This window comes from Pseudomonas mosselii, from assembly GCF_019823065.1.
Taxonomy (GTDB): Bacteria; Pseudomonadota; Gammaproteobacteria; order Pseudomonadales; family Pseudomonadaceae; genus Aquipseudomonas; species Aquipseudomonas mosselii.
Window position 1 is genome coordinate 196,229 of the sequence record NZ_CP081966.1, and the last position, 15,275, is coordinate 211,503.

Here is a 15,275-nt window from a genome sequence, read left to right on the forward strand (position 1 = left end):
TAATCCTTGGGGCAACCAGGAACGTGGGAGCGGGCTGGCCCCGCGATTGGCTCACTTATGCAACCAGCTCAGGAACCCACCTTTCTTCACCACCGCCGGTTTCTGCAGCAGCAGTGACTCGCGCTTCTGCCGGCGGAACCGCTGCAGCTTGGTCAGCGCCGACTTCACATCACCACTCTCGGCCAGGCAACCGCGCACCTGTTCCTTGTCGATGCGATAGAGCATGCAGCCGCTCAGGGCGCGGAACTCGACCGGCGAGGCCTCGTCGTCCACCAGCCCCTCCAGCCCCAGCACCTCCCCAGGCCCCATGCGCCCGCCTTCGATCAACCGCTCGCCATCGCGTACCGAGGCCAGCACCACGCCACGGCTGATCAGCAGCACATGCTCCGAGCGCTCGCCGATACCGAGGATGACCTGGTCGGCCAGGTACTCCACCGTGGTCATGCGCTGGCTCAGGGCATCGCGCTCTTCGTTGCTCAGTGAGCGGAACACCCGCACTTCGTCCAGCAGTTCGCGCTGGCGACTGCGCACGGGGGCGCCAAGCTCGGTGTTCCAGGTCACGCCGCTGGCCTCCAGGTGGCGGTGGGCCAGGTCGAACAGCTGGTTGCGCACCTCGGTCTTGCGCGACATCTCGGCGATAAAGCCGCTGGCTTCGTACTCCACCGACTCCAGGCTCGAAGCTTTCACCGTGACCTTGGGCGCCGGCTTGTCGAGCAGGATGCTGGTGCCCTGCAGGGTCTTTTCCAGCGCATCGAACACCCGCTGCGGACGCACCTTGGCCGGCACCACCACGCTGATCGACACCCCATGCACCTCGGCCGGGCGGCTGAAGTTGAGGATCTTGGCCTTGGCCGCGACTGAATTGGGGATGACCGCCAGGCTGCTGTTGCCGGTGATCAGGCGGGTGGCGCGCCAGTCGATGTCGACCACCTTGCCCTCGGTGCCGTCGATCGAGATCGAGTCACCGATCTGGTAGGGCCGCGTGGTGTTCAGCACGATGCCGGAGAACACGTCGGCCAGGGTGCTCTGCAACGCCAGGCCGATGACGATGGCCATCACCCCGGAGGTCGCCAGCAGGCCCTTGACCGGCAGTTGCATCACATAGGCCGCCGCCGCCACCGCCGCGACCAGGAAGATCAGCGCCCCGAACACATCCTGCAGCAGGCGCCCGCCGTGGCTGCCGCGTGCCACCAGCAGCAGGCCGAACACCACCGTCACCGTGCGCGCGGCGAACAGCCACCAGCCGATCGCCAGCACCGTGGCCATCAGGTTGCGCGGCACATCGTCGGCCCAGGGCGGCGGTTGCAGCGGGCTCATGCCCGCCGTCAGCAGCACCGAGCTAAACACCAGGAAGCACACCAGCCGCGTGGCGATGCGCCAAGCCCGGTGGTGCAGCGGAATCAGCTGCCAGAGCAGCAGGTCGAGCAGGATCAGCAAGGTGCCGAGCAACAGCGGGTATGACTGGATGAACGCCAGCATGGTGGTCTCGGTGCGGGGGAGGGCTGTGGGTAGTAATAGAGCAGGTTGGGGTAGCGGGCAATGGCTGTCTGCGGGTATCGCAATCGCGGGGCAAGCCCGCGATAAGGCCAGAAAACGTGGCGCCTATCCATCGTTCGTAAAATAGAACGCTACAGCCAAATTTCGCTATCTACCGCCACAAAGGTTCCGGTTTTAATCTTCTCCCATCAACGCGAAACACCCACCCCACTGAAGATCGAAACCCAAGGAGCACCGGCAATGAACAACTTCAAATACAACCGCCTGAACAAAGACGACGCCGCCGTACTGCTGGTCGACCACCAGGCCGGCTTGCTGTCCCTGGTCCGCGACATCGAGCCGGACCGCTTCAAGAACAACGTGCTGGCCCTGGCCGACCTTGCCAAGTACTTCAACCTGCCGACCATCCTCACCACCAGCTTCGAGCAAGGCCCCAACGGCCCGCTGGTGCCGGAGCTGAAAGAGCTGTTCCCGGATGCCCCGTACATCGCCCGCCCAGGCCAGATCAACGCCTGGGACAACGAAGACTTCGTCAAGGCAGTAAAGGCCACTGGCAAGAAACAGCTGATTATCGCCGGCGTGGTGACCGAAGTGTGCGTGGCCTTCCCGGCGCTGGCGGCTCTGGAAGAGGAATTCGAGGTGTTCGTGGTCACCGATGCTTCCGGCACCTTCAACGAAATGACCCGCGACGCGGCCCACAACCGTATGAGCCAGGCTGGCGCGCAACTGATGACCTGGTTCGGCGTGGCCTGTGAGCTGCACCGCGACTGGCGCAACGATGTCGAAGGGCTGGCGGCGCTGTTCTCCAACCACATCCCGGACTACCGCAACCTGATCACCAGCTACAACGCCCTGACCGCCGGCAAGTAAGCCGCCGCCAGCCTGGCACCCGCGAGGGCGATGGTGCCAGGCAAGGCAGCACACCCATCCAATCCAGCGCTCGTCTGCTGTTGCACAGTGGATGCAGGCCAGCTCATCTCCAGGGAATGACAGCGATGAACACCGCAACCGAAGGCAACCGCAGCGTCGTCACGCTGGTGATCCAGCACAAGGTCCGTGCCCAGGCGCTGGCGCGCTACGAAACCTGGCTCAAGCGCGCCGTGACTACCGCTCGTCAACAGCCCGGTCATCTGGACGTCAATGTCATCCGCCCGGACGACGGCGGCCGCCACTTCACCACCGTGGTGCGCTTCGCCGACGCCGGCCTGCTGCAGGCCTGGGTCAACTCTGCCGAGCGCCAGGCGCTGATCAGTGAAGTGCTGCCACTGCTGGAAGACGGCGACCAGACCCAGGTGCACGATGACCCGGAGTTCTGGTTCACCCCGCCCAGCGTCGGCGCCGCGCAACCGCCGCGCTGGAAACAGGCCCTGCTGACCTACCTGGTGATCTGCCCGATGACCCTGGTCATTCCCCAGCTGCTGGCGCCGCTGTTTGCTCGCTATCCGCTGCTGGGTGGCCAGATCACCGGCAACTTGGTCACCAACCTGTTCGTCATCCTACCTGTGGTGTTCTACATCATGCCCTGGGTGACGCGCCGCTGTGCCGGCTGGTTGCGCCGCTGAGCGCCCGCCGTGATCCATTGCTAGCCTTCAACCGCCTGCCGATCACCCACCCGGACGGAGAGCACCATGAGCCAGGACCCTACCGACCAGAGCCGCCGCAAGTTCCTCGCCACCAGCACCGTGCTCGGTGCCGCCGGCGCGCTGTGGAGCGCATTGCCGTTCACCGATTCCGCCCGTGCCGCCCTTTCAGGAGATCCCATGAACGCCGACCTCATCTTGTTCAATGGCAAGTTGCACACCGTTGATCGCGAGAAACCCAACGCCAGCGCCGTCGCCATCAAGGACGGCAAGTTCCTCGCCGTGGGCAGCGACGCCGAAGCCATGGCCCACAAGGGGACCGCCACGCAGATCATCGATCTCAAGCAGCGCACGGTGATCCCCGGCCTCAACGACTCGCACCTGCACCTGATTCGCGGTGGCCTGAACTACAACCTCGAACTGCGCTGGGAAGGCGTGCCGTCGCTGGCCGACGCCCTGCGCATGCTCAAGGACCAGGCCGAGCGCACGCCGACCCCGCAGTGGGTGCGCGTGGTCGGCGGCTGGAACGAGTTCCAGTTCGCCGAGAAACGCATGCCCACGCTGGAAGAGATCAACCAGGCCGCGCCGGACACCCCGGTGTTCCTGCTGCACCTCTACGACCGTGCGCTGCTCAACCGCGCCGCGCTCAGGGCGGTGGGCTACACCAAGGACACGCCCAATCCCCCAGGCGGCGAAATCCAGCGCGACAAGTTCGGCAATCCCACCGGCATGCTCATCGCCCGGCCCAACGCCACCATTCTCTACGCCACCCTGGCCAAGGGGCCGAAGCTGCCGCTGGAGTACCAGGTCAACTCCACCCGCCAGTTCATGCGCGAGCTCAACCGCCTCGGGCTGACCAGCGCGATCGATGCCGGTGGCGGCTACCAGAACTACCCGGACGACTACCAGGTGATCCAGGAGCTGGCCAACAACGACCAGTTGACCGTGCGCATTGCCTACAACCTGTTCACCCAGAAGCCCAAGGAAGAACTGGCTGACTTCAAGAACTGGACGCAGAAGGTCAAGCCGGGCGACGGCACCGACTTCTTCCGCCACAACGGTGCCGGCGAGATGCTGGTGTTCTCCGCCGCCGACTTCGAGGACTTCCTCGAGCCGCGCCCGGACCTGCCGCAGACCATGGAGCAGGAACTGGAGCCGGTGGTGCGTCACCTGGTCGAGCAGCGCTGGCCGTTCCGCCTGCACGCCACCTACGACGAGTCGATCTCGCGCATGCTCGATGTGTTCGAGAAGGTCAACCGCGACATCCCGTTCAATGGCCTGCCATGGTTCTTCGACCATGCCGAAACCATCACCCCGCAGAACATCGAGCGGGTCCGGGCATTGGGCGGTGGCATCGCCATCCAGGACCGCATGGCCTTCCAGGGTGAGTATTTCGTCGAGCGTTATGGCGCCAAGGCCGCCGAACACACCCCGCCGATCAAGCGCATGCTCGACATGGGCGTGCCGGTGGGGGCGGGGACAGATGCTACCCGGGTCTCCAGCTACAACCCGTGGACTTCGCTGTACTGGATGGTCAGCGGCAAGACCGTCGGTGGGCTGGAACTGTATCCGCAAGGCCTGAGCCGCGAGACCGCGCTGCAGCTGTTCACCCATGGCAGCGCCTGGTTCTCCAGCGAGCAGGGCAAGAAGGGGCAGATCAAGGTCGGCCAGCTGGCGGACCTGGCGGCGCTGTCGCTGGACTTCTTCAGCGTCGATGAAGAGGCGATCAAGGGCATCGAGTCGGTGCTGACCATCGTTGATGGCAAGGTGGTGTACGGCGCCGCCGAGTTCGACAAGCTTGGCCCTGCGCAGGTGCCGGTGTTGCCGGAGTGGTCGCCGGTGGCCAAGGTGCCGGGGCACTGGCGCGCCGGTGCGCCGATGGCGGCGGCGCTGCACCAGTGCGTCGGGCCGTGCGGGGTGCATGCCCACAGCCATGAGAAGGCGCGGCATTCCAGTGTGCCGGTGAGTGATTACCAGGGCTTCTGGGGTGCGTTGGGTTGTTCCTGCTTCGCGTTCTGATGGCCTGATCGCGGGGCAAGCCCGCTCCCACCGAGACTACAGGGCTTCGTGGGAGCGGGCTGGCCCCGCGATGGCGTGCTACGCCATGTCGCTGATGGCGAACTCCTCCGCCAGATGATCGATCAACGACCGCACCGACGGCAGCAACCCCCGCCGTGACGGGAAGATCGCATGCACGATGCCGCAACGCGGATGCCAGCCTGGCAGCATCTCCACCAACCGCCCCGCCGCCAGGTCCTCGCGCACTGCCACCCTGGGCAGGTGCGCGATCCCCACGCCCGCCACCACGAAATGCCGCAGCGCGAACAGGTCGTCGGTGACCATCCGTGGTTTATGTGGGATCACCAGGCTGCGGCTCATGTCCTCACCCTGGAACAGCTCCCACTGGTATTCACGCTGGGCGCCGCCCCAATGGACGCTGGGTAGCTCGCTGAGCTGCTGCGGATCAAAGCCTTGCGCAAGCTGTTCGAGAAACAACGGGTGGCCGACCAGGCACTGGGTGCTGTTGCTCAGCACCTTCATCACCATGTCGGTGTTCTCCAGCGGCGGGAAACGCACCCGCAGTGCCACGTCAAAGCCCTCATGCAGCAGGTCGACGCGGCGGTTGGTGCTCTCGATGAACAGCTCCACCTGCGGGTACTTGAGCATGTAGCGGGTCAGCATCGGCCCGACCCAGGAGTTGAGCAGGGTGGTCGGGCAGCTGATGCGCACCAGCCCGCGTGGCTCACTGCGGTTGCGCTCGATGATCTCGGCGGCGCCCTCGGCCTCCACGCGCATGGCCAGGCAGCGGTTGTAGTAGGCCTGGCCGATCTCGGTCAGCGAGCAGTGCCGGCTGGTGCGGTGCAGCAGGCGCACGCCGAGGCGTTCCTCCAGGTCGGCGATGCGTCGGCTGAGCTTGGACTTGGGCATGTCCAGCGCCCGCCCGGCCGGGGCGAAGCCACCGTGCTCGACCACCTGGGTGAAGTAGTAGAGGGAGTTGAGGTCTTCCAAGGGGCGATCTCCGCAGCGCGCCGGGGACAATGGCTCGCAGTCTACCGGGCGATGGTCGCCCTTATCCAACTCCCTTCAAGCCAATGTTGCTCAGGACGACTCGATTCCCTCCAGCATTGCCTCCGTCAGGCCTTCGGCCATCTCGATGCCATGCAGGCTGGCCCACAACAGGCTCCTGCCGGTTTCATCCATATGCTCCAGCGCCTTGTAGCCGACGTTGTAGGCACTGCGCAGGTACTCGGCGACATGCACCAGGGCGTCGTGGGCGTTGATATTGGGGTTGACCGCGAACAGCGGTGGGTGGCCGGCGTCGCATTTGCCGAAGGGGTGGTGGCGGGTGTCGGGGAGGGGTGGGTCGGGGACGATTTTTTTCATGGTCAAACTCCGATAGAAATTGACCGGCACCGTCCGTTTCCACGCGAAGGGTGGCGGCTGTACACGGGGTGGAAACCCAGGTTATCGGAGAACCCCGGCAGGCCTTGTGGCCTCCCGCGTACAGCTGCCGTTACGACAGATAATCCGATAACCAACCAGCCGGGTTTCCACGCCCGATCGCTGAACCGACAGCGACCCGGTCAGCCTAGAGGGCATGATTTTCCCGGACAATCAGAAGGGTATCGACAGACTTTGTAGGGTATTTCTTGGGCTGCAGGCTGCCCAATAGGAAAGGTTTTCAGATCACGTAGGACATGGCTGAGTTCGGCAGATTCGAGCGTTTTTTGAACACGTTCCTTCGAGCTTGTCGGAAGCTTCTCGGTTGATCTGCACTGCCGCTGTTGTATGGTTTCAGGCGAGCGCGAAACCAGTTGCTATCCAGTGGCGAGAACTGGCGTAGGAACCCCGTTGGTGGCTGGATCATCAGCGGAGGGTGAGACCTCGATCTGCCGTTTGAACTGGGGGCCGCTTTGCGGCCCTTTCGCGACACAAGGCCGCTCCCACAGAGATCGCGATCTCCTGTAGGAGCAACTGTCTGGCTCAGGTCCCTCAATCTGGCGCGATCGCTGTGGGAGCGGCCTTGTGTCGCGAAAGGGCTGCGTAGCAGCCCCAAGATTTCAAGACGAAGTGACAACTATGCACAACCCACCCCACCCCGGCGAAGCCCTGCGCGAAGACGTACTGCCCGCCATCGGCATGAACGTCTCTTCCCTGGCCCGCCACCTTGGCTATCCACGTGGTCAGTTATCCACAGTGCTCAACGGCCATGCAGCCATTTTAGCCGACCTGGCCTATCGCCTCGAACTGGCCGGTCTTGGCAGTGCCAGGCAGTATCTGGCCGAGCAGGCGGCTTACGACCTGTGGCAGGCCGCGCACCGCGAGCATCCACCCATCGAGCGGCTGGCGTTCGCCTGAGCGTCAGTCCTCATCCGACGCAAACAACCGCTCCAGCTCCACCCGCGCCTCCTTGGCCGTCTGCATCACCTTGGCCCGGTCGTCGCGCACATGCCCCTGGGCCTCCAGCACCTGCTCGTCATGCTCGGTGAAGCGGGCGATGCGATCCGCCGCCTGCGCTTCCGTCAGCCCCAGCCCGACCAGCGCCCGCCGGCTCATCTCCAGGCTGGAATGGAAGGTCTCGCGAATTGGCTCGGCGCCCACGTCCACCAGCTTGTGCACATGCTGGCGGTTGCGCGCCCGGGCGATGACCTTCAGGTGCGGGTACAGGCGCTTGACCCGCTCCGCGGTGCGGGTCGCGGCCTCGGGGTCGTCGATGGTGATGATCACGTACTCGGCTTCGTCGACCTTTGCCGCATGCAGCACCTCGGTACGCGACGGATCGCCGTAGAACACCGGCACCTGCTCGAACATGCGGGTCATCTCGATGGTGTCCACCGAGGTTTCCAGGGCGACGAAGGGGATCTTCTGCGCCCGCAGGATGCGCGCCACGATCTGGCCCATGCGGCCCATGCCGACGATCACCACCCGTGGCGTGCCGGCGTCGATCTGCTTGTATTGCTCAGGTACTTCCCGGGCGGGTTGCGGACGCTTGAGGGCGCGGGCGCAGCCGATCATCAGCAGCGGGGTGAGGGCCATCGACAGGGTGATGGTCATCAGCAGCAGGTCGTAGGTCAGGGTGTCTAACAGGCCCTGGTCCTTGCCCAGCTTGAACACCACGAAGGCAAATTCGCCACCGGCCGCCAGCACCATGCCCAGGCGCAGGGCGCTGGCGCTGTTGAGGCCCCCGGCGATGCGGCCGACGCCGATCAGCAGCAGCAGTTTCACCGCGATCAACAGCACGGTCATGCCCAGCAGCACCAGCGGCATTTCCAGCAGCAGGCGCAGGTTGGCGCCCATGCCGACGCTGATGAAGAACAGCCCCAGCAGCAGACCCTTGAACGGCTCGATCTGCGATTCCAACTCGTGGCGGTACTCGGAGTCGGCCAGCAACAGACCGGCGAGGAAGGCGCCCAGGGCCATGGAAATACCGGCTTCCTCCATCAGCCAGGCAGTGCCGATCACCACCAGCAGTGCGGTGGCGGTGGACACCTCCGGCAAGCCGGTGCGGGCAACGGTGCGAAACAGCGGGCGCAAAAGGTAGCGGCCGCCGACGATAACGATGGCGATGCTGGCGAAAACCTTCAGGCCATGTTCGAAGCTGTCGCCGTGGCTGGTGTCCGGGCCGCTGGCGGCCAGCAGCGGCACCAGGGCGATCAGCGGGATTGCGGCGATGTCCTGGAACAGCAGGATGGCGAAGGCCAGGCGGCCGTGGGGCGCGTTGAGCTGCTTGCTCTCGGCCAGGCTCTGCAGGCCCAGGGCGGTGGACGACAGCGCCAGGCCCAGGCCGAGCACGATGGCCGCCGGCAGGCTTTGGCTGAAGCCGAACAGGGCGATGGCGCCGAGTGCCGCGCCGGTCAGCACCACCTGCGCGGTGCCGACGCCGAACACGGACTTGCGCATCAGCCACAGGCGCCGGGGCGACAGCTCCAGGCCAATGATGAACAGCAGCAACACCACGCCCAGCTCGGAGATGTGCGCGACGCTCTCGGTGTCGCGGATCAGCCCCAGGGCCTGCGGGCCGATGGCCACGCCGGCCAGCAGGTAGCCGAGCACGGCGCCCAGTTGCAGGCGCTTGGCCAGGGGCACGGCGACCACGGCGGCGAGGAGGAAGATGACGGCGGTTTGTAGAAGGCTGCCTTCGTGTGGCATTGCTCGGACTCCTTGAACTGCGTGCGGCAGCGTTTGATGCAACAGCTTATGTCATCGATGAAAGAGGCGGGCATTTTCGGGCGGGGAGCGAAACAGGACAATCCTGGGGTTACAGGAAGCAGCGTTCTGAAAGTAGGACCTTTGCTGAGTCAATCGCGGGGCAAGCCCGCTCGCACGCAAGGTAACTGACCTTCGTGGGAGCGGGCTTGCCCCGCGATCAACTGCTTACTGCAGATGGTCTTTCAGCGCCTGCGCCGCCTGGTCCATGGCACTGCGCACACTGGGCACGGTGCTCAGCACATTGAGCAGGCCGTAGTCATGGATCAGGCCGTTGTAGCGCACGGCGGTCACCGGTACCCCGGCGGCGTCCAGCTTACGGGCATAGGCTTCGCCTTCGTCGCGCAGCACGTCCATCTCGGCGGTCTGCACCAGGGCCGGCGGCAGGCCTTTCAGCTGCTCGAGGCTGGCGCGCAGCGGCGAGGCGTGGATATCGTCGCGCTGGCGCGGGTCGGTGGTGTAGTTGTTCCAGAACCACTGCATCATGTTGCGGGTCAGGAAGTGGCCTTCGGCGAACTGGTTATACGACCCGTTGTTGAAGTTGGCGTCGGTCACCGGCCACAGCAGGGCCTGGAAGCGCAGCTTGGGCGTGCCGGCCTCCTTGGCCTTGATCGCCACCACTGCGGCCATGTTGCCGCCGACGCTGTTGCCGGCCACCGCCAGGCGGCTGCCGTCCACGCCGATCTCCTTGCCGTGCTCGGCGACCCAGCGGGTGGCGGCATAGGCCTGGTTGATCGCGGTGGGGAACCTGGCTTCCGGTGAGGGCGTGTAGTCGACGTAGACCGCCGCGGCACCAGAGCCTACCACCAGGTCACGGATCAGGCGTTCGTGGGTGGGGTAGTCGCCCAGCACCCAGCCGCCGCCGTGGAAGAACATGAACACTGGCAGTTCACCCTTGGCGCCTTCAGGCCGCACCACACGAATTTCCAGCGGCTGGCCATCGGCCTGGATGGTCCGACGTTCGACGCGGATCCCCGACAGGTCGACCTTCACCCCGGCCTGGGCACCGCTCAGCACCGCACGGGCATCCTTGGGCGCGAGGGTTTCAAGCGGCTTGCCGCCACCTGTGGCCAGGGCCTCGAGGAAGCCCTGGGTGGTGTGCTCGACGCCAGGGCTGCCGGCGGCGAAGGCGCTGTTCACGGCGAGGGCCAGCAGGCCGGCGGTCAGGGTGTGGGACAGTTTCATGTTCTAGCTCCTTCAGGGGTCGAGTCGTGGCTCAGTTCTGGTTGGCGAGGACGGTGGGTTGCACGTAGCTCACGGCGCGCAACTGGCCGCTGCTGTCGCGGTAGGTCAGGGTGGCGGTGCTGGCCTGGCCCTGGGCGCTGGTGGGTGCATCGATGCTGATGACCTTGGCGATGTCCAGATCCATGCCGTAGTGGTACGGGGTGGCTTCGCTGGCGAAGCTGCCGGCGCTGGTGCCGAGGGCCAGGGTGGTAACGGTAAGGGCGAAGGCTTTGCGTAGGGTCATGATCGTTCTCCGGGTTCTGCTGAGTGGGGGCGACTGCTTGCTGCTTGAAGTGAATATTGCGCGCAAATATTTAGCGTGCAAAATATATTTCCGCTATGACGCTGATTGAGTGCGTCTTGGCTAATTCCTGGAGGAGATCGCCCAGCCCTTCGGGCTGCGCTGTCGCGCAGGGAACTTGTCCCCCTGTGGGAGCGGCCTTGCGTCGCGAAAGGGCTGCGCAGCAGCCCCAGCAATTTCGATGGTGGCTCGGAATCTGAGGCCGCTGCGCGCCCTTTTCCGACCGGCCCTACGCCTCGGCAAGGCCGCTTTCTCAGGGGGCAGCATCAAGTGCCGGGTCGGTACTGCAACGCTTCCGCCAGGTGCGCCCTGGCGATGGATTGCGCGCCCTCCAGGTCCGCCAGCGTGCGGGCGACCTTCAGCAGCCGGTGCGCCGCCCGCAACGACAGTGTCAGCCGTTCGCAGGCCTGCTCCAGCCAGGCCTGGTCAACCGGCTCCAGCGGGCAATGCCGACGCAGCCCCTTGAGGTCGAGGAAGGCGTTGGCGCAGCCCTGCCGGCGCTGCTGCAGCGCCCGTGCCTCGGCCACTCTCTGGCCAACGCTGGCGCTGGTCTCGCCACTGGGCTGGTGGGTCAGCACGGTACTTTCCCGGGCTACCGTCAGGTGCAGGTCGATACGGTCGAGCAGTGGGCCGGACAGCTTGTTGCGGTAGCGCTGAACTTGTTCGCTGCTGCACCGGCAGCGGCCGGTGGGGTCGCCCAGGTAACCGCAGGGGCAGGGGTTCATGGCCGCCACCAGCTGGAAGCGCGCCGGGAAGCGCACCCGGTCCTTGGCCCGGGCCACCACGATCTCGCCGGACTCCAGCGGTTCGCGCAGCACCTCCAGCACCCGCCGTTCGAACTCGGGCAGTTCGTCGAGAAACAGCACGCCATGGTGCGCCAGGGTGATCTCGCCGGGTTGCGGCCGGCTGCCGCCGCCGACCAGCGCCGGACCTGAGGCCGAATGGTGCGGATGGCGGAACGGCCGCTGTGGCCAGCTATCGAGCGGGGCGTGGCCGCTGACCGAGCGGATCGCCGCCACCTCCAGTGCCTCGCGCTCGTCCAGCGGCGGCAGCAGCCCGGGCAGACGACTGGCAAGCAAGGTCTTGCCAGTGCCCGGGGGACCTGTGAACAACAGGTTGTGCGCACCGGCCGCGGCTACCAGCAGGGCGCGCTTGGCCGCGATCTGGCCCTGGACTTCGCTGAGGTCCGGATAGGGGCGTTGCTCCAGCAGCAGGCCATTGGCCGCGTAGGGAGACAGCGCGGGCTGGCCGTTCAGGTGGGCCACCAGCTCGCGCAGGTGCCCCATCGCATACACCACCAGGCCGCTGGCCAGGCTGGCCTCCTCGGCATTCTCCCGTGGCACCACCAGCGCCCGACCCGCATCCCGGGCGGCCAATGCCGCAGGCAGCACGCCCTGTACCGGGCGCAAGGCGCCCGACAGGGCCAGCTCACCCAGGCATTCGATATCGTCGAGGGTGGCCACCGGCACCTGGCCATTGGCGGCGAGGATGCCCAGGGCGATGGCCAGGTCGTAGCGGCCACCGTCCTTGGGCAGGTCGGCGGGGGCGAGGCTCTGGGTGATGCGCCGGGCCGGGTAGTCCAGGCCGGAGTTGACGATGGCGCTGCGTACCCGGTCCTTGCTCTCCTTGACCGTGGTTTCCGGCAGGCCGACCAGGGTAAGCGTGGGCAGGCCGTTGGCCAGGTGGGTTTCGACGCTGACGGCGGGGGCCTGCACACCCACCTGGGCGCGGCTGTGGACGAGGGCGAGGGACATGGGCACTCCGTGTTTGCGTGTAAGGGGCCGCGTCCTGCGGCCCGGCAAAGCTTAGTGGTGCTCCTGGGGAGGCGGACGAGAAGAGTGCATCGAGTTTTGTCCGGCCCGCCTCCATGGCTGTCGGCACCTGCCTGGTTTCATGAGGCAGGTCGCGCACTCATTCGAACACGCCGCGCAAGGTCAGCACGAAGTTGCGCGGCTCGCCGTAGTAGTTGCCGTACTCGGACGTGCCGACGCTGGCGTAGTACTTGCGGTCGAACAGGTTGTTGCCGTTCAGGGCCAGGGTCCAGTGATCGTCGACCTTATACTCGACCATGGCGTCGTAGACCGCGTAGCCGCTCTGGCTGAAATCGAACGGAGTTTCACCCACGGTGTTCCAGTTGGCGTCGAAGCGGTAGGCCTTGCCTTCGACGTAGCTGGCGCTCTGGGCGGTTACCCCGGCGCCGACGCGCCATGCCGACCAGTCGCCCGGCAGGGTGTAGACCGACCAGAGCTTGAACAGGTGCTTGGGCGTGACGGTGGTGTACAGCGTGTCCTCGCTCTTGTCGTCCATCAGGTTGAGGGTATAGCCGGCGATTACATCCCAGCCCGGCAGGACTTCGCCGGTGGCCTCCAGGTCGATACCCTTGCTGACCACCTTGCCCTGGCCGATGAAGCAGCAGGAGGCGCTGTAGCTGAACGGTGTGTCGGGGTAGGCGGGGTCCTTGATCGCCTGGTGTTCACGCTTGGTGTAGAACAGCGCGGCGCTGAGGTTGAGCGCGCCATCGAACAGCTCGCCCTTGATCCCGGTCTCGTAGGTCTTGCCGGTCATCGGGTCGAGGGAGGTGCCGGACTTTTCCGGGCCCTTGAGTTTCTGCGCCTGGGGTTTGTAGATCTCGGCGTAGCTGACGTAGGTCGACCACTGGTCGTCGAGCGCGTAGATCAGGCCACCGAATGGCACCAGGGTGGTCGGCTCGCTGTGCGAGACCTGGTCCTGGCGAGCCCAGTCCCCGGAGCCGTCGCGGTTGCGCGTGGCGTAGGCCTGCTCGAAGGTATAGCGCTGGGCGCGGGCGCCGATCACCAGCTTGAGCGGGTCGGTCAGCTGCAGGCGCAGGGTGGAGTAGAGACCGTACTGCTTGCGCTTGTTGGGGTAGTAGTCGCGGTAGAAGGCATGGTTGGTGGCCTCGGTCGGCAACGGTGTCGACTGCGGGTCCCACAGGTCGATCATGCCGCCCAGGCCGACCTTGCCCTGGGCCGCGCGCCAGCGGCTGGTGACCTCCTGGTAGTCGCCACCCACCAGCAGTTCGTGTTGGCGGCCGAAGGCGTCGAAGGTGCCGGAGAGGTTGACGTCGAACACCGACTGCTTGCTCCAGCTGGAGACATAGCTGCCCCACCAGTAGGGGCCGGTATTGCTGTTCTCGTCAACGGAGCCATAGGGGATCACGCCTTCGGTGGAGCCTTCGTTGTACGAATAGGTGTAGGAGGTGTTGAGCTTCCAGTCATCGGAGAAGCGATGGTCGAGCTTGGCGAACAGCTCGCGGGTGTAGCTGTCGTTCCAGGCGCTGTTGGTGGTGTACCAGGTGTGCCGCGGCAGTTTCAGGTCGCCGCCGGTGCTGTAGCGCGGCAGGCCGTCGCCCACGCCGTTTTCATGGACCTTGTCGTAGCTGCCGCCGAAAGTGAGCATGGTGTCGTCGCTGACGTCGGCCTCGAGCACACCATAGAAAAACGGCCGTTCGGTGCTGCGGTTGTCGAAGAAGTACTGGCGGTCCTGGTAGGCGACCACCATCCGTCCACGCAGCTTGCCGTCGAAGGCCAGGGGACCTGTGGCATCCACTTCGCTGCGGTAGTTGTCCCACGAGCCCGCCGAGGCTTCGAGCTTGAGCTGGTAGTGATCGAGCGGGCGCTTGCGCACCAGGTTGACGATGCCGCCCGGGTTGCCGGTGCCGCCGAGCAGGCCGCTGGCGCCGCGCAGCACTTCGACATGGTCATAGGCGGCCAGGTCGTACTTGCGCTGGCTGTAGAAGGTGCCCAGGCCGTTGCCGATGTCCATCGGTGCCGTGCCGTCGATCTGCAGGTTGTCGATCGCAAAGCCACGGGAGATGAATTCCTGGGTGTTGAAATTGACGTTGCGCAGGGTGATGCCGGGGGTGAATTTCATCGCGTCGTCAAGGCTGACCATGCGCCGGTCCTCGATCAGCTGGCGGCTGACCACCGATACCGACTGCGGGGTGTCCTTCAGGCTTGTCGGGGTCTTCGAACCGACGCTCACCAGCCCGGTGGTGTAGGAGCGCGTGCCCTCGGTGGCCTGGCCCATGCCTTGACCCTGAACCTGCGTGCTGCCGAGTTCCAGGGCGCCGCCACCGCTGGCGGCGAGCTGCAGCGCCCAGCTGCCGTCGGCGGCCTGCACGGCCTTGAGCCCGGTACCTTCGAGCATCAGGTACAACGCCATGTCGGTGGGCAACTGGCCGCGCACCGGCCTGGCCTGCTTGCCCTGCACCAGCTGCGGGTCGTACGGCAGGCTGATGCCGGCCTGCTCGGCGAAGCGGTTGAGTGCTTCGGCCAGTGGTGCGGCGGGCAGGTCGTAACGGCGCAGCGGCTGTTCGGCCAGCACGGGGTGGGCCAGGCCGATGCCGGCGCCAAGTAGCAGGGCCTGGGCGAGCAAGGTGGGGCGGTAGCGGGACAGCAGATCCATCGAAAGCTCCTGGGAATTGGCAGGTGTTTTTCCTGTTTGTC

The 15,275-nt window shown here is 65.6% G+C and carries 12 protein-coding genes; 4 read left to right on the forward strand and 8 right to left on the reverse strand.

What is annotated here, in order from left to right; genetic code table 11:
* Positions 1-51: 51 nt before the first annotated feature.
* The gene (locus tag K5H97_RS00895; RefSeq protein ID WP_028688639.1) at positions 52-1,479 is read right to left on the reverse strand and encodes a mechanosensitive ion channel family protein; all 1,428 of its coding nucleotides are present in this window, start codon (positions 1,477-1,479) and stop codon (positions 52-54) included.
* 258 nt (positions 1,480-1,737) lie between these two features.
* On the opposite strand from K5H97_RS00895, the gene ycaC reads away from it, so the two are divergent.
* The 3 genes from ycaC (at position 1,738) to K5H97_RS00910 (ending at position 5,096) form a co-directional block, all read left to right on the forward strand.
* A complete protein-coding gene (gene ycaC / locus K5H97_RS00900; protein WP_028688638.1) occupies positions 1,738-2,367 on the forward strand; it encodes an isochorismate family cysteine hydrolase YcaC in 630 nt (209 codons plus the stop codon).
* 125 nt (positions 2,368-2,492) lie between these two features.
* A complete protein-coding gene (locus tag K5H97_RS00905; protein WP_028688637.1) occupies positions 2,493-3,059 on the forward strand; it encodes an antibiotic biosynthesis monooxygenase in 567 nt (188 codons plus the stop codon).
* A 66-nt stretch (positions 3,060-3,125) separates the two neighbouring features.
* Entirely contained in the window at positions 3,126-5,096 is a 1,971-nt protein-coding gene (locus K5H97_RS00910) for an amidohydrolase (protein WP_028688636.1), read from the forward strand.
* 78 nt (positions 5,097-5,174) lie between these two features.
* Here the strand turns inward: K5H97_RS00910 and K5H97_RS00915 are convergent, their stop codons facing one another.
* Positions 5,175-6,086: a LysR substrate-binding domain-containing protein gene (locus K5H97_RS00915; protein WP_028688635.1), complete on the reverse strand. Its 912-nt coding sequence runs from the start codon at positions 6,084-6,086 to the stop codon at positions 5,175-5,177.
* A gap of 90 nt (positions 6,087-6,176) precedes the next feature.
* Entirely contained in the window at positions 6,177-6,461 is a 285-nt protein-coding gene (locus K5H97_RS00920) for a DUF6124 family protein (RefSeq protein ID WP_028688634.1), read from the reverse strand.
* Positions 6,462-7,157: 696 nt separating this feature from the next.
* Here K5H97_RS00920 and K5H97_RS00925 point away from each other — a divergent pair.
* Positions 7,158-7,436 (forward strand): HigA family addiction module antitoxin, encoded by a 279-nt coding sequence (locus K5H97_RS00925; RefSeq protein ID WP_036985632.1) that lies wholly within the window; start codon positions 7,158-7,160, stop codon positions 7,434-7,436.
* A 3-nt stretch (positions 7,437-7,439) separates the two neighbouring features.
* On the opposite strand, the gene K5H97_RS00930 is transcribed toward K5H97_RS00925, so the two are convergent.
* The 5 genes from K5H97_RS00930 to K5H97_RS00950 form a co-directional block, all read right to left on the reverse strand.
* The gene (locus K5H97_RS00930; RefSeq protein ID WP_028688632.1) at positions 7,440-9,227 is read right to left on the reverse strand and encodes a monovalent cation:proton antiporter-2 (CPA2) family protein; all 1,788 of its coding nucleotides are present in this window, start codon (positions 9,225-9,227) and stop codon (positions 7,440-7,442) included.
* Between the two features lie 225 nt (positions 9,228-9,452).
* Positions 9,453-10,469, reverse strand: coding sequence for an alpha/beta hydrolase (locus K5H97_RS00935; protein WP_028688631.1), 1,017 nt, complete (start codon positions 10,467-10,469; stop codon positions 9,453-9,455).
* Positions 10,470-10,500: 31 nt separating this feature from the next.
* Positions 10,501-10,752, reverse strand: coding sequence for a DUF2790 domain-containing protein (locus K5H97_RS00940; protein WP_028688630.1), 252 nt, complete (start codon positions 10,750-10,752; stop codon positions 10,501-10,503).
* 323 nt (positions 10,753-11,075) lie between these two features.
* Complete coding sequence (locus K5H97_RS00945) at positions 11,076-12,563, reverse strand: YifB family Mg chelatase-like AAA ATPase (protein ID WP_028688629.1); 1,488 nt, start codon at positions 12,561-12,563, stop codon at positions 11,076-11,078.
* A gap of 157 nt (positions 12,564-12,720) precedes the next feature.
* Positions 12,721-15,234: a TonB-dependent siderophore receptor gene (locus K5H97_RS00950; protein WP_036985631.1), complete on the reverse strand. Its 2,514-nt coding sequence runs from the start codon at positions 15,232-15,234 to the stop codon at positions 12,721-12,723.
* Positions 15,235-15,275: the final 41 nt, after the last annotated feature.